Source organism: Iodobacter sp. BJB302, from assembly GCF_002735645.1.
In the GTDB taxonomy this organism is placed as follows: Bacteria; Pseudomonadota; Gammaproteobacteria; order Burkholderiales; family Chitinibacteraceae; genus Iodobacter.
Genome location: NZ_PDZG01000004.1, coordinates 88,805 through 110,749 on the forward strand (window position 1 = coordinate 88,805; position 21,945 = coordinate 110,749).

Sequence of the window (21,945 nt, forward strand, 5' to 3'; positions counted from 1 at the left end):
CGCTCAAAGGGGTGGTTTGCGTTTTACTTAGCTTTTGAGAAACATCGGCCGTCTTTCATGCAAGCCTCTCAGCCCGCCTTTTTTAAGCAGGGACCCAAACCGCTGACGCGGTTTTTCCTGTTTTCTGTCCTGTCTGTTAGTTTGATAGTAGGGGACGCCAACTATAAGATGCTCGGGCCTGTCCGCCAGCAGCTATCTGTCCTGCTTTATCCTTTGCAATGGCTGGTCACCGCGCCATTCGAGGTACTCAGAGACACCAGCACCTTTTTATCAAGACAAGCTGAGCTACTGGGAGAAAACCGTAAACTGCACGATGCCCAGCTCTTAGCCAGTGTCAACGCGATGAAATTAAAATCACTGGAAGCAGAAAACGCCCGCCTAAGGCAGCTCAACAGTGTTCAGGCCAGCCAGCCCAGCCAGCTTACAGAAATCCTCTACAATGGCCGCGATCCGTTTACCGCCCGCCTGATTGTCGATCGGGGTGAAAGAGCAAAGATCCGCGAAGGGCAAATTGTTACAGATGCCAGCGGTGTGGTGGGCCAGGTGGTCCGGGTGCAATCAATGACCAGCGAAGTGCGGCTTATTTCTGATCGTAATCATATGGTGCCCGTGCAAATTGAGCGCAATCAGTTGCGTACGGTGATTTATGGAATGGGCCGTGGTTTACCGCTTGAAATTCGCAATATGTCGTCTAATTCAGAAATAAAAGAAGGCGATATTCTGATTACTTCAGGTATTGATGGTTTATATCCTCCAGGATTACCTGTAGCCAAAGTGCAAAAAATCGAACGCAATACCGGCAATGCCTTTGCCCGCATTTATTGCACCCCTCTGGCGGGTATTGAGCAACATCGCTTCTTACTTATTTTAGATCACAATCAAGCCGCTGCCCCTTATCCAGCCAATGCTTCGGAAACGGCTGGGGCCAAGAAAAAGAAGGGTCGCTAATGCCTGTTTCACGCCAATTACTTCGCCCGGTCAGCAGTGGTTTCATCCTGCTGACCTTTGTTCTGTCGCTTGCCATTAATCTTTTGCCCTGGCAGGCAGGCCTGATCGGCTTTGCACCGGATTTTGTCGCATTATTCATTATCTACTGGACGCTCAACCAGCCCCGCCGCGTGGGTGTGGGCTGGGCCTTTTTTCTAGGGCTCTTAATGGATGTGGCCGACGGGAATATTCTTGGCCAGCATGCACTCGCCTATACCGTGATCGCCTACCTTACGCTGGCACGTCAGCGCCAGCTGGCCGTTTTCCCATTTTGGCAGCAGGCTTTTGTTGCCTTAGCACTGATGTTATCCGGGCAGACGCTGATGCTGGCCCTGCGTACTGCGATGGGTGCACCTTTTCCTGGCTGGGCCTATTTTGCAGGGTGTTTTGTTGCTGCATTTATCTGGCCCCCCCTTTCCAATATTCTGCTCTCTCATCAACGCAGACCGACGACTGAAGAACTATGAGCCGCGGCGAACTTAAAAATCAGCATCGAGAGCGATACGCTTTCCAGCTGCGAATCATCGCGGCTGCTCTTTTTGTTTTATCTCTTTTTTCCCTGCTGTTTGGCCGTTTTTTTTGGCTGCAAGCAGTTCAGCACGATAAATACATGACGCTGGCCGAGCAAAACCGAATTTCTCTCGTGCCTATTCCGCCATCGCGCGGCATTATCCGCGACAGAAACGGCGTTATTCTGGCGCATAATTTTTCTGCTTATACGCTGGAAATCACCCCTTCCAAACAGGCTAATCTGGAAGAAACAATCGAGCAGCTATCCGGCATTATCGAAATCACCGCCAAAGATAAACGCCGCTTTAAAAAGCTGCGTGATGAAACACGTGATTTTGAAACGCTGCCTATCCGCACCCGTTTAAGCGATGAAGAAGTCGCCCGCTTTGCGGCCAACAGCTACCGCTTTCCCGGCGTAGAAATTAAAGCGCGTTTATTCAGACATTACCCATTAGGCGAAATCGCCAGCCATTTAATTGGCTATATTGGCCGAATCAATACCAAAGATTTAGAACAACTCGATGAAGATGGTGTTGCCGCCAATTACCGTGGCACCGATCATTTAGGCAAAATTGGGATTGAGCAAAGCTACGAGCAGCAATTACATGGCAAAACCGGCTTTGAAGAAGTTGAAATTGATTCCGGTGGACGGGCCGTGCGCACCTTACGCCGCACGCCGCCTGTGCCCGGCAGTGATCTTACGCTGTCTGTCGATATTAAATTGCAAAAAGTAGTAGAAGATTTATTTGATAAGCGCCGCGGCTCATTAGTGGCAATTGATCCTAAAACCGGCGGCTTATTAGCCATGGTTTCCAAGCCGGGCTTTGATCCCAATTTATTTGTGGATGGAATTGATCCATTAAACTGGAATGAGCTCAATACCTCGATTGATAAACCTTTGCTCAACCGGGCGATTCGAGGCGAATATCCTCCAGGTTCAACCTTTAAACCCTTTATGGCTTTAGCTGCCCTCGAAGGGGATTTCCCGCTGACACGGCAAACCATCAGCGATCCCGGCTATTTTATGTATGGCAATAATAAATTCCGCGATTCACATGCCGGTGGTTATGGCTCAATGAGTTTTGACCGCTCGATTGTGGTATCCAGCGACACCTATTTCTACCAGCTTGCCGTACAAATGGGCATCGACAATATCGCCAGATTTATGAGCACGCTTGATTTTGGCAGCCCGACCGGTGTAGACCTGAATGGCGAACGCCCTGGTGTTTTGCCCAGCCCGGAATGGAAGAAAAAACGCTTTAAAACCCCCGCCACGCAAAAATGGTATTCAGGCGAAACCGTTTCGATTGGGATTGGCCAGGGTTATAACAGCTACACGCCGATGCAAATGGCCCATGCAACCGCCACGCTGGCTAATCGCGGCGTAATGTTCCGCCCGCACGCCGTTGGCAAAATTATTGATCCCATCACCGGTATCGTAAAAATTGTAGAGCCACAGCCCGTCAAAACCATGACCTGGAAAAGTGAGAATACAGAGCGGGTGATCCGGGGTATGGAAGGGGTGATCCGCGAAGGAACCGGAGCACGTACTTTTGCTGGAGCAAATTATATTGCCGCAGGTAAAACCGGTACGGCGCAGGTATATAGCCTGAAAGGCAGTAAATATAATAAAAACATCAGCGAGCGTTTACGCGATCACTCTTGGTTTATTGTTTTTGCCCCGGCAGACAAGCCGACCATTGCACTCGCCGTTATTGTAGAAAACGGGGGTTTTGGCGCGCAGGCAGCAGCTCCGATTGCAAGACAGGCGCTGGATTTTTATCTTACCGGCAAAATGCCTGCCATCCCCAAAGCGGCAGCCAGCAGCGCTGCTCCTCAGGCAGCAAGCAGCACAGAGGAGATCATCGGTGATTAAGCATCTTTGGGGTCGCTTTATCCGGCCAATTGATCCTTGGCTTTTGCTGTTTACCATTTTGGTGCTTATTCTTTCCACGATTTTGTTGTTTTCTGCGTCCAACCGCGATCTGGACATGATCATCAACAAAATCACCTTTATGGGCATCGCCCTGACGGTAATGTGGCTGGTCGCCAATACCTCTCAGCAAACCCTGATTCGCCTCGCCGTACCGGCTTATGTGGTGGGTTTACTGCTGCTGATTGCCGTGGCGCTCTTTGGTGATATCAGCCACGGCGCACGCCGCTGGCTGCATATTGGGGTCACAAAAATTCAGCCTTCAGAGCTGATGAAGCTAGCCTTACCCATGATGCTGGCATGGTACTTTCATCACTTTGAAACCAGCATCCGCTGGAAACACTACCTGTTTGCGGCCTTGCTGATGATTGTGCCGGTTGGCCTGATTATGAAACAGCCCGACCTAGGCACCAGCCTGCTGATTGCATCCTCCGGTTTTTATGTGCTGTTTTTTGCCGGCTTATCATGGAAGTTTATCGGCCTGATGGGGGCAGCAGGCGGCGGGCTGGCCTATGTGGTGATGCACTGGAATTTATGTATCAATATCCTGCACGAATACCAATGCCGCCGTGTTGCCACCATGCTTGATCCCATGCAAGATCCGCTGGGGGCCGGCTACCATATTATTCAGGGCACAATTGCGATTGGCTCGGGTGGAATCTTTGGTAAAGGCTGGCTGAACGGCACACAAACCCATCTGGATTTTATTCCGGAGCGCACCACGGACTTTATCTTTGCCGTGTTTGGCGAGGAATTTGGCCTTTTGGGTAATGCCATCCTGTTAATTTTATATTTGCTGCTGATTGGCCGCGGTTTAATTATTGCCAATAACGCCTCAACCCAGTTTGGGCGTTTATTAGCCGGGGCGATTACGCTGACATTTTTCACCTACGCTTTCGTTAATATGGGCATGGTTTCCGGGATTTTGCCCGTGGTGGGCGTTCCCCTGCCACTGGTCTCTTATGGCGGCACATCGATGGTGTCGCTGCTGACCGGCTTTGGCCTTTTAATGAGTGTGCAGGGTGATCGTAAGTTGATGAAATCATGAAGCTGACACATTATTCACCGCTGATTGCTGCCCTCCTGCTGGCGGCCTGCAGCACTACACCTCTGCCCCCTGCCCAGACAAGCAAGCCCTTGCCTGTTAATTTACCTCCGGGCCCGACTACGCCGCCACAGTACAGCTGTAACTACTCGGCCAAAGGCGGCGGTGCTTTTTACAAAGACGATGGCCCGATGGATTCGTTTCCATCAGGGATAGATCTGATCCCCGAGCCTTTGCCACGCTGGGAGCCCCTGCACCGCTGGGCAAATAACCCATATACCGTGCTGGGGCAGAATTTCACCCCACTGCCACGGCCTGGCGAATTAAAACAACGCGGCACTGCATCCTGGTATGGGCGTAAATTTCACGGGCAAAAAACATCGACTGGTGAAATCTACGATATGTTCGCCATTACGGCAGCGCATCCTACCTTGCCCATCCCATCGTATGCCCGCGTCACCAATGTAAAAAATGGCCGCAGCATTATTGTGCGCGTTAACGACAGGGGGCCGTTTTTGCATGGCCGCGTGATGGATCTGTCTTTTCTTGCAGCCTGCCGCCTGGGCTACACCATGGAAGGCAGCGCCGAAGTAGAGGTTGAAAGCTTACTCGCCAGCGACACGCCAGGCAGTGTGGCCGCAGCCGTTCAGCCCGTGATTGCAGCCAAACCCAAACCCGTCAGCATTCCGCTGGCCAATGCAGGTAATGGCGCAATCTACTTGCAGCTCGGCGCATTTGGCTCTTTAGCCAATGCCGAAAACTTCCGCAATCACTTATCCAGCCAGCTGGACAGCGACTCAAACAAGCTGCTGATTCAGACCATAGGCCAGCTTCACCGGGTAAGGCTTGGCCCCTACCCTGACAGAAAAAGCGCCGAACTGGCAGCCGCCAGAATCAGTGGCGATTACCAGCTGCCCGCCGTGCTCAGCCACTAAACCAGCCAGCGCACTGCGCTGGCTCCATCAGCAAGTTCAAAAGGACCAGCGCACAGCGCGCTGGCTCCGTCTGCCCTGCACAGGCTGATTTATATTGCCTATAACAAAGTCATTACCCAGCCCAAGCTTAAGTAGATCACTTTACATTAAGCCTGTTTTAGTCGATGGGATAATGTGCCGCGATTTCCCCCTTAAGCTCAGCGCTTTAATTTTTATTTTGTATTTATTTAAGGTGACTGTGTGTCTCATCCTCAAGCGGCATCCTCTCCCGATGCCGAACACTCTTTTGAGCAGATTCGCCGTTTATTGATTGTGCTTTCCAGCTCTATCTTTATTTTTACGATTACCGCAGTCAGCTGGTCTGTTTACCGGGACTATAAAGACACTTTACACAGCAGCGAAAAAGAAATTCTGACCATGGCGCGGGCCATTGATGAGCACTTAAGCCGCAGCATGGAAAACAGCCTGCAGGGGCTGTATAAAATTCAAAACGATGATATTTTTCAAAGCTGCCTTGCCGCCAGAAATGAGCCCTGCCTCTACGCTTTTCTAAGCCGCCAGCTCAGCCAGTACCCCCAGCTCAGCACCTTTGCAGCGGCCGATTCGCAAGGCAATATCACGGCATCCACCCTGCAACACCCCGCTCCCGAGCATAATATTTCTCAGTCAATGAGCTTTAGCGCCCCAAAAATGCAGCCACAGGCGCGCTTTTATATTGCTGAGCAGCAGGCAGACCCCAGCGGTAACCTCGATATTATTCCTCTGGTTCGCCCCTTAATTGATAAACAAGGCCAATTTAATGGCGTATTAATTGCAGGCATTAACCCTGGCTATTTTGAGCGCTTCTATTCATCACTCAGCCAGAGAAAAGGCATTGTTATTCGTTTATTCAGGGATGATGGCATTTCTCTTACCAGCTTTCCGCATAACGATCGGGATGTAGGCCGGGATATATCAGGCAAAGAATTTTTTGGCGATCATTTTGCGCGTAAAGAAAGTGGCCTCTTTACTGAGCACAGCCAGGTTGAACAAATGACACGCATTTTTGGCTGGCGATATCTGGAGCAATGGCATCTTGGTATTTCGGTAGGCATAGATAAAGACGAAGCATTACGCTCATGGAAAAACGAAAGCCTGCTTAATGTTGGCATTACTTTTTTAATGCTGCTCTTTGGCGCGCTTCTGCTCGTTTATGTATTTCGCCAGTTATCACGTTTAGAAAAAACCGAAGCAGATCTTTATCTCACCAAAGTCGCAGTAGAGCATGGTGCGGATATGGCCATCTGGCTGGATGCCATGGGCCGCATCCGCTATGTGAATACCACTGCATGTACCCGGCTGGGTTATAGCGAATCCGAGCTGCTTTCTATGCAATTGCGCGATATTAACCCCACATTCAGCCCAGATTACTGGCTTAAATTCTGGCAGAAATTAAAGACCCATAAACATTTAAGAGATGAAATTTCACTTAAAGCGCGTAATGGAAGCAGCATTCCTACCGAGATCAACTCTAATTTTATTGTCTTTAAAAAGCTGGAATTCAATTGCGCTGTCGTCCGGGATATCTCCGAGCGCCGTCTGGCTGAGCTTGCCATTATTAAAAGTGAGCAACAGCTGCGGCTGGCCCTGGAAGCCTCAAATACAGGCTTATTTGATATGCAGATGACTGGCGATCAAACCGCCATTACCAGCCCTGAATATGACAGGCTGCTGGGCTTAAAACCCGGGGATGAAAGCTTTAAAAAATGGCAGGCACAGGTTCATCCTGATGATAAAGAACAATCGCTGGCCCATTTTCAGCAATATTTAAAAGGCGAAGCGCCGCAATTAATCAGCGAATATCGCCGTAAAACACAGTCTGGAGAATACCGCTGGTTTCAATCACGCGGTAAATTTGTCGCATTTGATTCCATTGGCAAGCCTACCCGCATTATTGGCACCATGACCGATATTACCGAGCGCAAAGAAGCCCAGGAGCGCATCGTTGAATTAGCGAATTTCGATTCAGTCACAGGCTTGGCTAATCGCAATTTACTGCGCGATGAACTCAGGCTTGCGCTTGCCTCAGCAGAGCGTAATCAGCAAAACTTAGCGGTTTTCTTTTTGGATTTAGATCGTTTTAAAACCATTAATGACTCCTTGGGCCATGCCGCAGGAGATGCTGTTTTGGCTCAGGTGGCGAACCGCTTTAAAAAACTAATAAGCCCGGGCGATATTCTGGCGAGATTAGGCGGGGATGAATTTGTCATTGTACTGACCAATATCTCTCATTCCCTGATTGCCGGGTCCATTGCAGAAGCTATTTTGGCTTCCTTTGCCAAACCCTTTGAATTAGAGGCCGGGCATTTCTCAACCTCTACCTCTATTGGTATCAGTATTTATCCTGAAGACGGCACAACAGCAGATGATTTAATTCGCAACGCCGATGTGGCTATGTTTCAGGCAAAAGCACAGGGGCGCAGCAATTTTCAATATTTCACGCCTGAAATGAATGCCCGTGCTTCTGAAAGGCTGGAGCTGGAAACCAGCATGCGCACCGCGCTGCTTAATAATGAGTTTATTCTTTATTACCAGCCACAGCTCAGCCTTAAAGATGGAACAATCATTGGTGCAGAAGCACTTATTCGCTGGAATCACCCTAAGCATGGGCTGATATCGCCCACTAAATTTATACCCATTGCAGAAGAAAGCCGTTTAATTATCCCGATTGGCAATTGGGTATTAAAAGAAGCCTGCCGCCAGGCTGCTGTATGGCAATCGATGGGATTAGCCCCGATTAATATGGCGGTGAATTTATCCCCCCATCAGTTACACCAGGCTAATTTCTTAGAAATCATTACCTCGGCCTTAAATGATGCCGCACTCGATGCCCGCCATCTGGAATTAGAAGTAACCGAATCAGTGATTATGCAGGAGGTTAAACAAGTGATGTCTACCCTGCATGGTATTAAACAGCTTGGCGTAAAGCTGTCTTTAGATGATTTTGGAACGGGTTATTCCAGCCTGAGCTATTTAAAACAATTTGCATTTAATAAGCTAAAAATAGACCAGAGTTTTGTACGGGATGCCTGCAGCAATAATAATGATGCTGCAATTGTATTAGCCATTATTGGTCTGGGGCAAACACTGGGAATGGATGTACTGGCAGAAGGCGTAGAAACACGCGAACAACTGGCATTTTTAAAACAAACACAAACCGCATCAATTCAGGGTTTCTTATTTAGTAAACCTGTTACTGCAGCGGCGTTTGAAGAAATGCTGATAAGCAATAAAAAATTAGCGCTGTAAAAAAAGCCGGGCTTAATCACCCGGCATTTTTTTATTCGTCGTTTGCTTTTAATTCTGTAACCAGATCAATATATTTTTGTTTGGCTTCGTCGCCACTCATACCTTTTAGTTCTGACCATGCATCAAACTTGGCACGGGCCACAAACTGAATTGCTGACGGGCGATCGCCTGTTGCATCACCTTCCGCTGCTTGCTTAAACAAAGAATAAAGCTTGAGCTTCGTTGCCACATCAGGCGCATCGTTTAATTTAACCACATCATCTTGCGCGGTTTGAAACAGGGAAGCGAGATCAGACATTGTGTTCTCCAAAGAAGGCTAAAACGATCGTTTTAATAAGGCAAAAGTATAGCCCGTGCGCTAGGATAAACCAAGCAACACGGGCTTGTTGATATCCCTTAGTCGGCTAACTGATACACCCGCTTGCCTTTAACCAGCGTATGCACCACTTGGCCCTTCATTTCCATGCCCACAAACGGCGTGTTTTTGCCCTGGCTTTTCAGCGCAGCAGGCGTGACTTGCCAATGCGCTTCCGGATCAAAAATCACCAAATCCGCACGATGGCCCACTTCTAAACCCGCAGCAAAACCCAGCATTTTAGCGGGAACAGCGGTGATTTTAGCCAGCGCTTGCGGCAGTGAAATATGCTGGCGCTCTGCCCATGCTAGAGTCAGCGGCAGGAGCAGCTCAAGGCCTGTGGCACCTGATTCTGCCTCAGCAAACGGCAGTAATTTACCGTCGTCATCCACGGGGCTATGGTCAGAGCAAATGGCGTCAATCGTACCATCCGCCAGCGCGGCCACAATGGCATCACGATCACGAACCGAGCGTAATGGCGGATCAAAACGGAAATTACTGTCGAAAAAGCCAATATCCACATCGGCCAGATGAATATGATTAATGCTCACATCACAAGTCACCGGCAGGCCTTGTTTTTTAGCCTTACGCACCAGATCCAGCCCGGCCATGGATGACAGTCGGCACAGATGCACCCGCGCGCCGGTTTCTTTCATGAGCAGCAGAATATTAGAAATCGCCACGGTTTCGGCCAGCACCGGAATGCCCGTCAGCCCAAGGCGGGTAGCGTAATCACCATCGTGGGCCACGCCCTTGCCTAAACCGGCATCCTGCGCACGCAGGCGCAGCTCTGCGCCAAAAGTAGCGGCGTATTGCATGGCGCGATACATAATTTGTAAATCGCTGATGGGCTGATCGCCTTGCGAAAACGCCACACAACCGGCATCACGCAGCTCGGCCATTTCGGTGAGCTCTTCGCCTTTAAGCTGGCGGCTTAAAGCCCCCACAGGATAGAGACGGGCCAGATTCAGATTTTTAGCGCGCTGGCGCAGCATGGTTACAAGGCTGGGCTCGTCGAGCGGCGGATCGGTGTCTGGCGGACACACAATACTGGTGACGCCACCGGCCACCGCAGCGGCCATTTCAGAAGCCAGGGTGGCTTTATATTCAAAGCCGGGCTCGCGCAAACGCGCGGCTAAATCAACCAGGCCGGGGCTCACTAATAAGCCTCTGGCGTCTATGGTTTCATCCGCCACAAAGCCAGCAGGAGCCGCGCCCACGCCAACAATTTTGCCACCAGCAAGATATAAATCAGCCACCTGATCGGTGTTATTCAGCGGATCAATTAATCGCCCGCCAAGAATTGCGATGTTTTTCATTTTTGTTTACCCACTTTCTGATGGCAGGCTTTACACCCTGAATACGGCCATACGCGGGTCAATACCGAAAGAACATTTTTCATATTATTTATTCGCTTTCTGATTACGGGCCACAATCGCCAGCACAGCCATGCGCACAGCGATACCGAAAGTCACTTGCGGCAAGATCACCGCCTGCGGGCCATCGGCCACGGCAGAATCGATTTCTACGCCACGATTCATCGGGCCGGGATGCATCACGATGGCATCCGGTTTAGCCAGCGCCAGTTTTTCCGGGGTAAGGCCGTAATACTTAAAGAATTCCTGAGTCGATGGCAGAAAAGCCCCCGCCATACGCTCATTTTGCAAACGCAGCATGGCAATCACATCCACGTCTTTCAGGCCTTCGGCCATATCGTGGTATACATGCACGCCCAGCTGCTCAATGCCAGTCGGCAAGAGCGTTTTAGGTGCAATCACGCGGATTTCCGGGCAGCCTAAAGTGCTCAGTGCATGGATTTGCGAGCGCGCCACGCGCGAATGCAGAACATCGCCGACAATCGCCACGCGCAGCTTGGTGAAGTCGCCCTTAAAGTGGCGGATGGTAAACATATCCAGCATGGCTTGCGTAGGGTGAGCATGGCGGCCATCGCCTGCATTCACCACTGCGATGCCTTTTTTAACGTGCTTAGCAATCAAATGCGCCGCGCCTGATTCTGAATGGCGCACCACAAATAAATTAGCGCCCATTGCTTCCAGATTGTGGATGGTATCGAGCAGGGTTTCACCCTTGGCGGTGCTGGAGGCTTGAATATTGAGGCTGGAAACATCGCCGCTCAGGCGTTTTGCGGCCAGCTCAAAGGTGGTGCGGGTGCGGGTAGAGTTTTCAAAAAACAGATTAAAAACAGAAGTCCCGGCCAGATCCTGCCATTTATTATTCAGTAATTCGCCGTTCTCAACGTATTCGGCAGCCTGATCGAGGATTTGGGTCAGGATGCGTTTAGGCAGGCCTTCGGTCGTTAACAGGTGGATCAGCTCACCTTGAGCATTTAACTGCGGGTTATACATCGGCATCCTCGTCGGAACGATCAGCTGAAGCCTCCGGGGAGCGGTGGCTGAGCGCCTCGCCCGTAGCCGGTGAATCCAGATAAGTTTGTAAAATCTGCATGGCAGCCACTTGATCTAAAGCTGGCTTTTGGCGGCGCCCACGAACACCCGCTTCGTTTAATGCACTACAGGCAGCGGCGCTGGATAAGCGCTCATCCACCAGAAATACCGGCAGGCCAAAGCGCCCGTGCAGGCGATTGGCAAATTTGCGCGAAAGGCGCGTCATCTCATGTGGCGTGCCATCTAAATGGCTGGGCAGGCCAACAATTAAACTTGCAGGCTGCCATTCACGAATCAGCTGCTCAACCCGCGCAAAACGGCGCTCGTTTTCTTCCGCGGTGATGGTTTCTACCGGGTGGGCAATGCCCAGCTCGGATGAGCCAACTGCTACGCCTATCCGCACTTCACCAAAATCAAAAGCCAGAAGAGTACTCATTATTTTCCAGATGACAGCCCGGATGCTTCGGGCTATTTCAAAATGTGGTATGCCCAAACAAAGCCGCTGCTAAGCGTGGCCTGCTTCTTTAGACAACATGGCAATATCAATACCCAGCAAACCCAAGGCTGCGGCATAACGCGCTTCGGGCGGTAAATCAAAAATAATTTTGGGATCGGCTTCTACCGTAAGCCAGGAATTCTGAGCGATCTCGTTTTCTAACTGGCCAGCATCCCAGCCCGCGTAGCCCAAAGTCAGAAACACCTGATCCGGCCCCTCGCCGTCCCCCAGCGCCTGCAAGACATCTCTGGAAGTAGACAGCCCCATTTCATCTGAAACGGCCAAGCTGGATTGCCAGCTGCCCAAGGGCGTATGCAGCACAAAGCCTCGATCAGTTTGTACCGGCCCGCCAAAATGTACCGACAGCGCGGCCATGTCGGGGCGGTGCAGCTCGATATCAATCTGCTCAAACAGCGACGACAGCGTCATGCCCAGCGGCCGATTCACAATCACCCCCATGGCGCCCCGCTCATTGTGCTCACACACAAAGGTCAGGGCCCGGGAGAAAATGGGATCAACGAGGCTAGGCATCGCAATCAAAAAATGACGAGAAAAGTTCATTGGGTTATCCATGCCTGTAATTATCGCACAAGGCGCTAAAAATGGGCGCATCAGCTTGGTGACAAATCATGCAACAACGCCCCCCGGACCAATGGCACAATACCGCATCCCACTTCACGGCCTTAGTCCATGACATCACTTGTTTGGTTTCGCCGCGATCTGCGCTTATTTGATCATGCCGCCCTGTACCACGCACTGAAAGCATCCAAAAGTGTGATTGCCGTTTTTATCTTTGATACTGCCATTTTAGATGGATTATCAAAAGATGACCGGCGCGTGGCATTTATCTGGCACAGCCTGCAGCAATTAAAAAAGAGCTTAATAGAGCAAGGATCGGATTTAATCATTCGCTATGGCGTGGCCAATGATGTAATCCCCAGCCTGGTTAAAGAATTCAAAGCCACAGCACTTTACTGCAACCACGATTATGAGCCAGCGGCCATTGCCAGAGATCTCAGTGTAGCCGGGCAATTAGCCACCATGGACTGCCGCTTCTACAGCTTCAAAGACCAGGTGATTTTTGAAAAAGACGAAGTGCTCACAAAAACCGGCGGCATGTACAGCGTATTTACTCCGTATAAACACGCATGGTTGGCCAAAGTAAATGACTTTTATCTGAAGTCCTACCCCATACGCCCTTATTTAAGCAGCCTTGCGCCTCTGAGTGGCGAAGCAATGCCCACACTGGCAGAGCTGGGTTTTGATGATACAGACGTAAGCATACTCAAACCCGGCATGGACGGCGGCGAGGCACTGTTTGATGACTTTTGCCAACGCATCGCGGATTACCATGAGGCAAGAGATTTTCCGGCAGTAAAGGGCGTGTCTTATTTATCTGTGCATTTGCGCTTTGGCACGGTATCGATCAGAGAATTAGCAAAAAGAGCCTGGCAGATTGGTGGCGCAGGTGCAGAAACATGGCTTTCCGAGCTGATCTGGCGCGAGTTTTATCAGCAAATCCTCTGGCACAGGCCAGAAGTTGTTCAGCACGCATTTAAGCCCGAATACGACACCCTGCCTTTCCCGAATAAGCCGGATTACTTTGCCGCATGGTGCGAAGGCCGCACGGGGTTTCCGATTGTGGATGCCGCCATGCGCCAGCTGAATCAAACCGGCTTTATGCATAACCGCCTGCGCATGATTGCCGCCAGCTTTTTAGTCAAAGACCTGCTGATTGACTGGCGCTGGGGTGAGCGCTATTTCGCCGAAAAACTCAACGATTTTGACTTAGCCGCCAATAACGGCGGCTGGCAATGGGCCGCCTCCACCGGCTGCGATGCCCAGCCTTATTTCAGGATATTTAACCCGGTTACCCAATCAGAGCGCTTTGATCCTCAGGGTAAGTTTATCCGCCGCTATTGCCCCGAGCTGGCCGCGCTCAGCAATAAAGAAATCCACGCGCCATGGCTGGCTAAAGCTATTTTTGGGCAAAAAGCCAACTATGATTATCCTGAGCCGATTGTGGATCACGCAGCACAGCGCCTGGCTGCACTGGCTTTATTTAAACGCAATTAATTATTTACCCCCAGAGAGCCTGTGCAACGATGCTGAAAATATTCACCCCAGCAAGGTTAATTGCCCTTGGTATCTGCCTTGCAATAAGCGCCAGCGCCGTCGCTTACTTTGCCATCATGCAAGAAAAAGAGCAGGACGGGCACTGGCCATGGCCTTTGAATGGCGTGCTGATCAATCAATCCGCCCAGCCCGCCAAAGTTTGGGATGATGACCATCTTTACTACACAATAGCCGCAAAAACACGCTCCGGGGATCACCAGGATATCGATCATGTACAAGAAACCGCATCCGGGCGCTGGTGCAAATTAGGCATGAAGACTGTTACGCTGAAAGCCGATGGCTATCTGGAAAACTGCCCTTGTTTCTCGCTTGAAGCTGGGCGGGCGTGTATTCAATTTTAACGCTCAGAAGCGGCAATAGATCACAGCCACAGGCAAGCGAATAGCGGCATGATAGGCGGCTGACTTTTCAGCGCGTATACCTATGACCCGTTCGACCCGAATTCTCTACACCCTGCTTTTTCTCAGTATCAGCTGCCTCAGCACCTATGCCTCTGCCATGTACTGGCCATGGCCCTTAAATGGCAAAGTGGTAAATCAAAGCAGCCTGCCCGTTGCCGTTTGGGATGGCGAACACGGCATTTACACCCTGCCTGCTCACAGCTTCAGCCCCAAAACACTGGATGTAGATCATCTGTATTCCAGCCAGAATAACAACTGGTGCAAAATTGGCCCGCTTAAAGTACAAATAGACAGCAAAGGCAATATTGATCAGTGTGAATGCTGGGTAGAAAACGCAGGGGACGCGTGCGATAGCAGCGCTGTAGTGGCCGAAGTAAAATCCAGCACTGCGCCTAAAGTAGCACAAGCCGCACAACCAGCAAGTATTCCTGCTGGGAATGGCTAAAAAAACCAGCTAAACACCCACATACCTTGGGTAAGAAAAGCACAAATAGTGGATCAGATTAAATCCAAAGTGCAGCAAAACCGCCATTTCTATACGCCGGCTCTGCTGATACACCAAGGCATAGCCCAGCCCCGCAAGGCAAGCTAAAGCCATATACATTGCTCCGCCCGCAAAATGAGCCAGCCCGAACAACAGCGCCGAAGCCCCCACCGCCAGTGCCGTGCCCAAAGGCTTACTGCTTAAGCGGTGCAAAGACTCCTGCACAAAGCCGCGAAAAAAAGCCTCTTCGGCCACGCAAGTCAGCAGTAAATTCACCAGCAAAAACACCGCCGTATGCGCTGGCAACTTTAAATCCACACGGAAAAACTGGCTCAGCAGCCCAAGCATTATCAGGATTGCAATGCTTGCCAAAGCCAGCCGCCATGAGCGCTGCAAGCCCTCTTTCAGCTCCGCCCGGCTTGCGGCCTTGCGGCAAAAAATGGCAAGCAATAAGAAGCCAGCCAGCCCTTTGTCTAAATTGGCATACAGCGTAAAAGGCAGCGAATCAGCGCTTAATTGCACGCCATTAAAAATCAGCAAATTATTAAAACCCGGCACGCGATGCACCGCCAAAGCCAGCGCCAGCACCGCCGCAATCACGCCCAAAGCCAGCCGTAAAACCCCTGGCAGCCGGTCACACGCCGCCGCCAGCAAGCTTAAAGCAAGCAAAAGCACCGCCAATACGCCAACCAGCCCCAACACACCTGTTGCCAGCCCGGCGCAAAGCGCCAGCCCAAAAAAGACCCAATAAGGCAATACAGCAAACCTGCCCCATCGCACCGCAGGCAGCCATGCACACACAATGGCCAGCATTAAAAACACATAAGCGGGAGAACTTAGAAGCTTCAGCATTCAGAACCAATAAAAAGAGGCATACAAAAATCAACGCCGCTAAGCGCTGAATCCCGAATCAAAAAACGTAATCAAGAACAAAACAGGCCTTCTCAAATACAAAACCTATCTGTTTGACCACGACCATACCGGCTTATCTAAATCATGCAGCCCTAAAACCGACGTCTCGCCACAGTCTTTATGCAAAATAATCGAATTGCAATCTGCCTCACGCTCAAGCGCCGCAACCAGACGGCTTGCATGGCTGACCACAATCACCTGGCTGTGCGCCGACGCAGCAGAAATTAAGCGGGCTAAAGCAGGCAATAAATCGGGGTGCAAACTGGTTTCAGGCTCATTCAGTACCAAAAGCTCCGGCGGGCGCGGGCTAAGCAAAGCGGCAATCAGCAATAAATAGCGCAGCGTACCGTCCGATAACTCCCTTGCCGCCAGAGGGCGCAACAGGCCACGCTGCCACATCAAAACGCTGAAGCGGCCATCATTCACGGCAATCTCGATCCGTGCTCCGGGGAAAGCGTCGTCAACCGCCGCCATCAGTGCAGCGGCATCGCCAATCTCAATGATGGTTTGCAGCGCCGCAGCCAGATCGCCACCATCATTCGCCAGAATAGGCGTGTAAGTACCAATCTGCCCCTGCCTAGCAGGCGCACTGGCATCGGTACGTAAATGATCATAAAAACGCCAGCGGCGCATCGCCTCGCGCAGCTGCAAAACCTCGGGCGCATTCACTGACTCGGCACACTGGCTAAAAATACTGTCGTAAGCAGGCACATGCTGGCTAACCACCTGCCAGCTACGCCCCACGTGTGTTTTGGCTACGGCATTACGCCTGTCCATCAATAAGGCCACATCACGCTGAACACTGCCCGCCCAGATTTGCTCACGCTTTATTTCAGGATCGGCCGCAAATAACGATGAGCTGGGTGTGGGCAAACCCAAATCGATCGCATAAGAAAAATCATCACCAGCAAAACCCAGCCTCAGTGAAACCGCCGCTTTTCTTACCGTTGCCTGAATCGGCACCTCACCACGGCGCATTGCAGCAGAAATATTCTCCGGCCCCGCCCACAAAGTAGAAGCAAAGCCCCCTTCCTGCGCCAAAGACCCAATCAAACGCCCCGCCGCAGATTCCGCAATCAGGCGTAAAGCACGATATAAACTCGATTTCCCGCAACCATTAGCACCACTGATGACATTGAGCTGAGCCAAAGGAATAATTAAATCGCGCAGGGAACGGTAATTAGCAATCGCAAGTTTATGCAGCATGGCAATCAATCGGCAAAAAACACCATCATAAAGCCAAGTGCAGCCTGTGGCTTGGGTGTTTCTTTACAAAAGGCACAAAGATGGAATGCCGGGGATAAAAGCCCATCGTATACGTTCAATTTAGGAGCTAATACGTTTCCAGCACTGTACAAGCCTCTCAAGTTCAATCACTTCAGAATAGTGTTCATTTTTACTATCTGAACATACTGTTAGGGTCTGTTGACGTTTCAAACGAGAAGATGTGCAGAAGTAGGTGCAAACCCGCAGAATGGAGGTTCCTACACCATTTATCCTGCGGGTTTGCGATGCCCCGATTAATGCTCAGTAACGAGCTTTGGTCGAAGCTAAAAAAGATTCTGCTTCAACACGCCATTTACAACAAGCCCGATTTACGAATTACCGTCGAAGGAATGCTCTACCGCATGCGCGTCGGCTGCCCATGGCGGGATTTACCCAGTGCTTTTGGCGAATGGAATTCGGTTTATAAACGCTTTAATGCTTGGTCTGCGGCGGGGAAATGGCTCAATATTTTCAAAGCCTTACTGGTCGATCCTGATTTCGAGTGGGTATTCATCGATGGGAGTTATGCAAAGGCTCACCAACACAGCGCGGGTGCTGCCAGCGATCAATCAGAAGCCATCGGCAAAAGCCGCGCTGGAAATACCAGCAAAATTCACTTGGCAGTGGATGCTTACGGTTTGCCAATCGCATTTGAAATTACTGGCGGCGAAATCAACGATTGTACTGCTGCCCCTCAGTTAGTCGCCCAATTGCCTTCAGCCGAAGTGATCATCGCAGACAAGGGATATGATAGCGAGTCTATCCGGCAGCAGATTAAGGCACAGGGTGCGCGATCAGTGATTCCCAGAAAACGTAATTCAATCAAAGGGAATACCGATCTGGATCGAGGGTTGTATTGCTACCGACATTTGGTCGAGAATGCCTTTGCGCGACTGAAACATTATCGAGCTGTGGCATTCCGATACGATAAATTAAAACGGAATTACGAAAGCGTTATTGCCATGGCTTGTGCATTTTTATGGTTGCCTATGTGAAACGTCAACAGACCCTAGCTTTTGGTTTGCATCATAACAAAGATTAATCCTGCGGCCATTAGCGGAAGTAATACTCAGCAATTGCCCCGCAGCGTTATATATTTCCGTGTTTGCCCCGTCTTGGACACTAAAACCATTCTCCGTGACTGCAAATAAATATCCGTTGGTTGCTCCAGCAAATTTTGGTTGCCCACTCGCTAGAAAAGCAAAATTTTTGCCGCTTTCTCTTTCCACTAAGAAATGGCTGGTTTGCACTGTATTAGGTCTGCTATGCGTGCCGAAATAGGCCAACCAATCAGGATCCACATCAGAAGTGGGTGCGGGTGCATACGTGGTCTCGATATCAGTTACGCGAACAATCCGACGCATCAAACTATGCCGCCAAGCAAAGCCCAAGCCTTGCTCCGCCAAACTACCCCCATTATAAAAACGCTTAAAAACTTGACCATTACCCCAGGTAAAATCAATCTCGGTTTGAAATTTATTTCCAGTCGCCGTATTAATCGGATTACCCGAGCAAACATCGGGCGAGCCTAAATCTCGCTCAATACACAGACCATCCGGGCAAGGAGGAAAAGGCTTGCAGATATTGCCAATGGCTAGGTACTGGCTAGGACATTGAGGGCGACAGGTTTGTGAAACAGGCCCAAGGAATGTTGATGGAGGGCACAGGCAATTGTTACCAGACAAGGTATAAGGCTCAGTACATGCTAAAGAAGCATAACCGCCCTGCCAATGAGCACCACTTGCAGGGCTACAATATTGATATAAAGACTCCCCAGAAGTTGCATACCAGATATGCTTAGATCTAGTAACCTCACCCGTTACAGAAACGGCATCAGGTAAGCTCTCAACAGGACATCGATCATAACCCCCCCAGCCCGGGCGAGCATCATAACCATTGGGTAAATCGCTAAATGCGTAATAACCCCTCCCAGTATTTCCCACCATATTTGCTTCTGGGGAAAAATACCAAGGTGTGGCAGCAGACCATTTTTTTGCAGGAGCTGCTGCATGCACGATCGTTGACATCCCCAAAAAAAGTGAAGTTATTATAAGAAAAACTGCTTGCCTAAATATCATATTAATGTTTTTTTTCATTGTCACTTACTTATTGTTTTAAATGAAATCAAATAGATTTTTCATTAAAAAAGCTAAAAAAAGCGGAAAATTTCATAAAATCAAACGCTATAAATAAATACTAAAATTGCTCTAACAAGAAATTTTTTGCATAGATAGAAAATAAGAACTCATACAAAAGCAACCATAGAAAACACTACCACAGGTAAAAACACCGATGATTTTTAAGACTAAATTTGTGGCAGGCATTCTAATCGACCTATTTTCATTGAACTAAATTTCCAGATGACCGGCATAATCACTTTAACTTGTTGATTTATTTTTAATGAATTAAATGCAATAAAAAGGGTGAATACGATTTCCCGTATTCACCCTTTTTATTAATACCTAATACTTAATTCTACTTATCCCTTGTTATACCGCTGCGCCATTTTCTCCAGCGATACCGGCTTCATTTTCTCTGCCATCCCTGCTGCGCCAAAGGCGTCGTAGCGTGCTTCGCATACTGAGCGCATGGCGGTGATGGCGGGTTTTAGATAGGCGCGGGGGTCGAAGTCTGCTGGGTGCATGGCTAAATGACGGCGGATGGCGGCGGTCATGGCCAGGCGCAAATCGGTGTCGATATTAATTTTGCGCACGCCGTACTGGATGGCGCGGCGGATTTCTTCTACGGGAACTCCCCATGTAGGTTTCAGCTCACCACCGTATTTACGCATTTCTTCCAGCAATTCTTGCGGCACGCTGGATGAGCCGTGCATCACCAGATGCACATCGGGGATGGCGGCGTTAATTTCACGCACGCGATCAATGGCCAGTACTTCGCCGCAAGGTGGTTTGGTAAATTTATACGCGCCGTGGCTGGTGCCGATGGCAATGGCCAGGGCATCTACGCCGGTGGCTTTTACAAAGGCCAGCGCTTCTTGCGGATCAGTCAGCATTTCAGCGTGGCTTAATACGCGGTTGGCGCCTACGCCGTCTTCTTCTTCGCCCATGCCGGTTTCCAGGCTGCCCAGGCAGCCCAGCTCGCCCTCTACCGATACGCCACAGGCATGCGCCATGCGTACCACTTCGGCAGTCACTGCCGCATTGTAGGCGTAGTCGGACGGGGTCTTACCGTCTTGCAGCAAGGAGCCATCCATCATCACGCTGGTAAAGCCCATTTTAATGGCGGTCATACATACTGCGGGGCTTACGCCGTGATCCTGATGCATCACAACAGGCAGATGCGGGTAGCTGGCTACTGCGCCTTCGATCAGTGTTTTTAAAAACTGCTCGCCTGCATATTTACGCGCACCGGCACTGGCCTGCAGGATCACCGGGCTGGATGTGGCATCGGCGGCTTGCAAAATAGCCTGAACTTGTTCGAGGTTATTGACGTTAAAAGCAGGTACGCCGTAACCGTGTTCGGCGGCGTGGTCAAGAACTTGGCGAAGGGATACGAGTGACATGGCTAAGATCCGGAATATTGTTGCTGCGATGCAACACATATTAGTATCCCACGCAGCCGCATCCAATCGGGAGTAACGTCATTCGGGAAAACGCTAAAACCACTTTGCAGCCGTTTTAGCGCCTGATTTAAATCTGTTTACCTTAAACTTTCACATCAATCAAAAGGGCCCGTTTGATGCGCGCAGCTGATCGGGCAAACCATCGTGATCACCCAGCGGCTGCTTTGGCGCGTCGTGCCAGTGAAAATCGCCATTAGTGAGATTTTTCTTTGCATCCAGCGGGTAATCCACTTGATTGTCCGCCCGGTTGGTGTCACCCACAACCAGCAGGCGCACATCGCTATCCGTGTTATTTATAAAAGTATGGGCAATGCCTGTGCCTGGCACAAAACCCACACCATCGCCAGGCGCTAAGCGATGCAGCACCCCATCCACCCAGCAATCCGGGGTGCCTTCAATCACGTAAACAAATTCTTCTTCGGTTTTTTCTGAATGCGGCCACGAGGTGCGGCGGCCTGGCGGCAATACTTCGTGATGAATACCAAGACGGGTCAGGCCGAATGTGCGGCCAAAGGGCGAGCCTATCGATAGTTTCTCTAAGCTATTGACATAACAGGCCTTATCTTCCTCCTGGATTTCCTGCCAGTGCTTGATAAAAGGGGGGCGGGTGGTCATGGCTGATCCTCTTGTTTAGGGTCTGTTGACGTTTCATTCGCTGCTGCGTTGGCTGCAGTTTTGGGGCTGAACAAGGCAAAAGACGCGACATGGTACGAGTACCATGAGTGTCTTTTAACGCTGTGCAGCCCCAAAAATGTAGCCAACCCTCCGCGTGCGAGGGCTTTTCCTCGCCCAGCGATGGGGCTGGGCCGGAAAACGGCCATTCACTGCGTTATGCTCCTCGGAAATAACCAGTTATTGCCTTCGTCGCATGCCTTGTGCCTGGCCGTTTTCCGGCTCAGCGCAATTGTGAATGAAACGTCAACAGACCCCAATGCTGTTCACTTTATGATTTTTATTCCCCAGTTATGCCGTTGATTAAGAATTTCCGTGCCTTTTCTACTTGCAAAATGCTTAGTTCGTCGTTTCACAACCCGCGGATTACTGCGTCCTGTTGGGCTGGTCAGAATTGCTTGGCTGACTGCTATTACCACATTGGCCCACCAGATTTCGAACTGCTCAGGGGGGAATTGCGCCACTGCTGGGTAGCTTGCGGCGCACAATGTTTAAGCTCTGCTTAAAACTCAAATCGTTGGCTATTTGATCGGTCTT

At 50.3% G+C, this 21,945-nt stretch carries 20 protein-coding genes; 10 read left to right on the forward strand and 10 right to left on the reverse strand.

Annotated features, from left to right (window positions below; translation table 11 throughout):
* Nucleotides 1–57: 57 nt before the first annotated feature.
* The 6 genes from mreC to CSQ88_RS02530 all read left to right on the forward strand — a co-directional run bounded on the left by mreC (nucleotide 58) and on the right by CSQ88_RS02530 (nucleotide 8,698).
* Nucleotides 58–948 (forward strand): rod shape-determining protein MreC, encoded by an 891-nt coding sequence (gene mreC / locus CSQ88_RS02505; protein ID WP_099396519.1) that lies wholly within the window; start codon nucleotides 58–60, stop codon nucleotides 946–948.
* On the forward strand, nucleotides 948–1,454 hold the full coding sequence (mreD, locus tag CSQ88_RS02510; protein ID WP_099396520.1) for a rod shape-determining protein MreD: 507 nt from the start codon (nucleotides 948–950) through the stop codon (nucleotides 1,452–1,454). Before mreC ends, mreD begins: the two co-directional genes overlap by 1 nt.
* Complete coding sequence (gene mrdA / locus CSQ88_RS02515) at nucleotides 1,451–3,373, forward strand: penicillin-binding protein 2 (RefSeq protein WP_099396521.1); 1,923 nt, start codon at nucleotides 1,451–1,453, stop codon at nucleotides 3,371–3,373. Before mreD ends, mrdA begins: the two co-directional genes overlap by 4 nt.
* A complete protein-coding gene (gene rodA, locus CSQ88_RS02520; RefSeq protein WP_099396522.1) occupies nucleotides 3,366–4,478 on the forward strand; it encodes a rod shape-determining protein RodA in 1,113 nt (370 codons plus the stop codon). The genes mrdA and rodA overlap by 8 nt, the downstream gene beginning before the upstream one ends.
* Nucleotides 4,475–5,410 (forward strand): septal ring lytic transglycosylase RlpA family protein, encoded by a 936-nt coding sequence (locus CSQ88_RS23560; RefSeq protein WP_099396523.1) that lies wholly within the window; start codon nucleotides 4,475–4,477, stop codon nucleotides 5,408–5,410. Before rodA ends, CSQ88_RS23560 begins: the two co-directional genes overlap by 4 nt.
* Nucleotides 5,411–5,650: 240 nt before the next feature.
* Complete coding sequence (locus tag CSQ88_RS02530) at nucleotides 5,651–8,698, forward strand: EAL domain-containing protein (protein WP_099396524.1); 3,048 nt, start codon at nucleotides 5,651–5,653, stop codon at nucleotides 8,696–8,698.
* A 31-nt stretch (nucleotides 8,699–8,729) separates the two neighbouring features.
* Here the strand turns inward: CSQ88_RS02530 and CSQ88_RS02535 are convergent, their stop codons facing one another.
* The 5 genes from CSQ88_RS02535 to CSQ88_RS02555 form a co-directional block, all read right to left on the reverse strand.
* Entirely contained in the window at nucleotides 8,730–8,996 is a 267-nt protein-coding gene (locus CSQ88_RS02535) for an acyl-CoA-binding protein (RefSeq protein ID WP_099396525.1), read from the reverse strand.
* Between the two features lie 98 nt (nucleotides 8,997–9,094).
* Nucleotides 9,095–10,372, reverse strand: coding sequence for a dihydroorotase (locus tag CSQ88_RS02540; protein WP_099396526.1), 1,278 nt, complete (start codon nucleotides 10,370–10,372; stop codon nucleotides 9,095–9,097).
* A gap of 84 nt (nucleotides 10,373–10,456) precedes the next feature.
* Nucleotides 10,457–11,419 (reverse strand): aspartate carbamoyltransferase catalytic subunit, encoded by a 963-nt coding sequence (locus tag CSQ88_RS02545; protein ID WP_046351512.1) that lies wholly within the window; start codon nucleotides 11,417–11,419, stop codon nucleotides 10,457–10,459.
* A complete protein-coding gene (gene ruvX, locus CSQ88_RS02550) occupies nucleotides 11,412–11,894 on the reverse strand; it encodes a Holliday junction resolvase RuvX (protein ID WP_099396527.1) in 483 nt (160 codons plus the stop codon). Before ruvX ends, CSQ88_RS02545 begins: the two co-directional genes overlap by 8 nt.
* Before the next feature lie 69 nt (nucleotides 11,895–11,963).
* Nucleotides 11,964–12,515, reverse strand: coding sequence for a YqgE/AlgH family protein (locus tag CSQ88_RS02555; protein WP_233702997.1), 552 nt, complete (start codon nucleotides 12,513–12,515; stop codon nucleotides 11,964–11,966).
* Between the two features lie 129 nt (nucleotides 12,516–12,644).
* Between CSQ88_RS02555 and CSQ88_RS02560 the strand changes: the two genes are divergently transcribed.
* The 3 genes from CSQ88_RS02560 to CSQ88_RS02570 all read left to right on the forward strand — a co-directional run bounded on the left by CSQ88_RS02560 (nucleotide 12,645) and on the right by CSQ88_RS02570 (nucleotide 14,936).
* Nucleotides 12,645–14,030, forward strand: coding sequence for a deoxyribodipyrimidine photo-lyase (locus CSQ88_RS02560; protein ID WP_099396528.1), 1,386 nt, complete (start codon nucleotides 12,645–12,647; stop codon nucleotides 14,028–14,030).
* Between the two features lie 29 nt (nucleotides 14,031–14,059).
* A complete protein-coding gene (locus CSQ88_RS02565) occupies nucleotides 14,060–14,431 on the forward strand; it encodes a hypothetical protein (protein WP_099396529.1) in 372 nt (123 codons plus the stop codon).
* Between the two features lie 82 nt (nucleotides 14,432–14,513).
* The gene (locus CSQ88_RS02570) at nucleotides 14,514–14,936 is read left to right on the forward strand and encodes a hypothetical protein (RefSeq protein ID WP_099396530.1); all 423 of its coding nucleotides are present in this window, start codon (nucleotides 14,514–14,516) and stop codon (nucleotides 14,934–14,936) included.
* A gap of 9 nt (nucleotides 14,937–14,945) precedes the next feature.
* On the opposite strand, the gene CSQ88_RS02575 is transcribed toward CSQ88_RS02570, so the two are convergent.
* Both CSQ88_RS02575 and CSQ88_RS02580 read right to left on the reverse strand, forming a co-directional pair.
* Nucleotides 14,946–15,827: a CPBP family intramembrane glutamic endopeptidase gene (locus CSQ88_RS02575; RefSeq protein ID WP_099396531.1), complete on the reverse strand. Its 882-nt coding sequence runs from the start codon at nucleotides 15,825–15,827 to the stop codon at nucleotides 14,946–14,948.
* Between the two features lie 105 nt (nucleotides 15,828–15,932).
* The gene (locus CSQ88_RS02580; protein WP_099396548.1) at nucleotides 15,933–17,093 is read right to left on the reverse strand and encodes an AAA family ATPase; all 1,161 of its coding nucleotides are present in this window, start codon (nucleotides 17,091–17,093) and stop codon (nucleotides 15,933–15,935) included.
* A gap of 305 nt (nucleotides 17,094–17,398) precedes the next feature.
* Between CSQ88_RS02580 and CSQ88_RS02585 the strand changes: the two genes are divergently transcribed.
* The gene (locus tag CSQ88_RS02585) at nucleotides 17,399–18,148 is read left to right on the forward strand and encodes an IS5 family transposase (RefSeq protein ID WP_099396532.1); all 750 of its coding nucleotides are present in this window, start codon (nucleotides 17,399–17,401) and stop codon (nucleotides 18,146–18,148) included.
* Here the strand turns inward: CSQ88_RS02585 and CSQ88_RS22680 are convergent.
* The 3 genes from CSQ88_RS22680 to CSQ88_RS02605 all read right to left on the reverse strand — a co-directional run bounded on the left by CSQ88_RS22680 (nucleotide 18,131) and on the right by CSQ88_RS02605 (nucleotide 21,351).
* Nucleotides 18,131–19,249, reverse strand: coding sequence for a DUF6531 domain-containing protein (locus CSQ88_RS22680; protein WP_143449390.1), 1,119 nt, complete (start codon nucleotides 19,247–19,249; stop codon nucleotides 18,131–18,133). The genes CSQ88_RS02585 and CSQ88_RS22680 overlap by 18 nt on opposite strands.
* A 383-nt stretch (nucleotides 19,250–19,632) precedes the next feature.
* Entirely contained in the window at nucleotides 19,633–20,676 is a 1,044-nt protein-coding gene (gene fba / locus CSQ88_RS02600; RefSeq protein ID WP_099396535.1) for a class II fructose-bisphosphate aldolase, read from the reverse strand.
* A gap of 159 nt (nucleotides 20,677–20,835) precedes the next feature.
* Nucleotides 20,836–21,351 carry a cupin domain-containing protein gene (locus tag CSQ88_RS02605; protein ID WP_099396536.1) on the reverse strand — a complete coding sequence of 172 codons (516 nt, stop codon included), beginning with the start codon at nucleotides 21,349–21,351 and terminating at the stop codon, nucleotides 20,836–20,838.
* Nucleotides 21,352–21,945 lie beyond the last annotated feature (594 nt).

What these genes read in the sequence shown, in the direction of transcription:
- CSQ88_RS02565 (WP_099396529.1), top strand. Translation starts at nt 14,060, where the DNA reads ATGCTGAAAATATTCACCCCAGCAAGGTTAATTGCCCTTGGTATCTGC.
- CSQ88_RS02560 (WP_099396528.1), top strand. Translation starts at nt 12,645, where the DNA reads ATGACATCACTTGTTTGGTTTCGCCGCGATCTGCGCTTATTTGATCAT.
- CSQ88_RS23560 (WP_099396523.1), top strand. Translation starts at nt 4,475, where the DNA reads ATGAAGCTGACACATTATTCACCGCTGATTGCTGCCCTCCTGCTGGCG.
- CSQ88_RS02580 (WP_099396548.1), bottom strand. Translation starts at nt 17,093, where the DNA reads ATGCTGCATAAACTTGCGATTGCTAATTACCGTTCCCTGCGCGATTTA.
- CSQ88_RS02605 (WP_099396536.1), bottom strand. Translation starts at nt 21,351, where the DNA reads ATGACCACCCGCCCCCCTTTTATCAAGCACTGGCAGGAAATCCAGGAG.
- CSQ88_RS02555 (WP_233702997.1), bottom strand. Translation starts at nt 12,515, where the DNA reads ATGAACTTTTCTCGTCATTTTTTGATTGCGATGCCTAGCCTCGTTGAT.
- mreC (WP_099396519.1), top strand. Translation starts at nt 58, where the DNA reads ATGCAAGCCTCTCAGCCCGCCTTTTTTAAGCAGGGACCCAAACCGCTG.
- fba (WP_099396535.1), bottom strand. Translation starts at nt 20,676, where the DNA reads ATGTCACTCGTATCCCTTCGCCAAGTTCTTGACCACGCCGCCGAACAC.
- CSQ88_RS22680 (WP_143449390.1), bottom strand. Translation starts at nt 19,249, where the DNA reads ATGAAAAAAAACATTAATATGATATTTAGGCAAGCAGTTTTTCTTATA.
- CSQ88_RS02545 (WP_046351512.1), bottom strand. Translation starts at nt 11,419, where the DNA reads ATGTATAACCCGCAGTTAAATGCTCAAGGTGAGCTGATCCACCTGTTA.
- ruvX (WP_099396527.1), bottom strand. Translation starts at nt 11,894, where the DNA reads ATGAGTACTCTTCTGGCTTTTGATTTTGGTGAAGTGCGGATAGGCGTA.
- CSQ88_RS02540 (WP_099396526.1), bottom strand. Translation starts at nt 10,372, where the DNA reads ATGAAAAACATCGCAATTCTTGGCGGGCGATTAATTGATCCGCTGAAT.
- CSQ88_RS02570 (WP_099396530.1), top strand. Translation starts at nt 14,514, where the DNA reads ATGACCCGTTCGACCCGAATTCTCTACACCCTGCTTTTTCTCAGTATC.
- CSQ88_RS02535 (WP_099396525.1), bottom strand. Translation starts at nt 8,996, where the DNA reads ATGTCTGATCTCGCTTCCCTGTTTCAAACCGCGCAAGATGATGTGGTT.
- CSQ88_RS02585 (WP_099396532.1), top strand. Translation starts at nt 17,399, where the DNA reads ATGCCCCGATTAATGCTCAGTAACGAGCTTTGGTCGAAGCTAAAAAAG.
- mrdA (WP_099396521.1), top strand. Translation starts at nt 1,451, where the DNA reads ATGAGCCGCGGCGAACTTAAAAATCAGCATCGAGAGCGATACGCTTTC.
- CSQ88_RS02575 (WP_099396531.1), bottom strand. Translation starts at nt 15,827, where the DNA reads ATGCTGAAGCTTCTAAGTTCTCCCGCTTATGTGTTTTTAATGCTGGCC.
- mreD (WP_099396520.1), top strand. Translation starts at nt 948, where the DNA reads ATGCCTGTTTCACGCCAATTACTTCGCCCGGTCAGCAGTGGTTTCATC.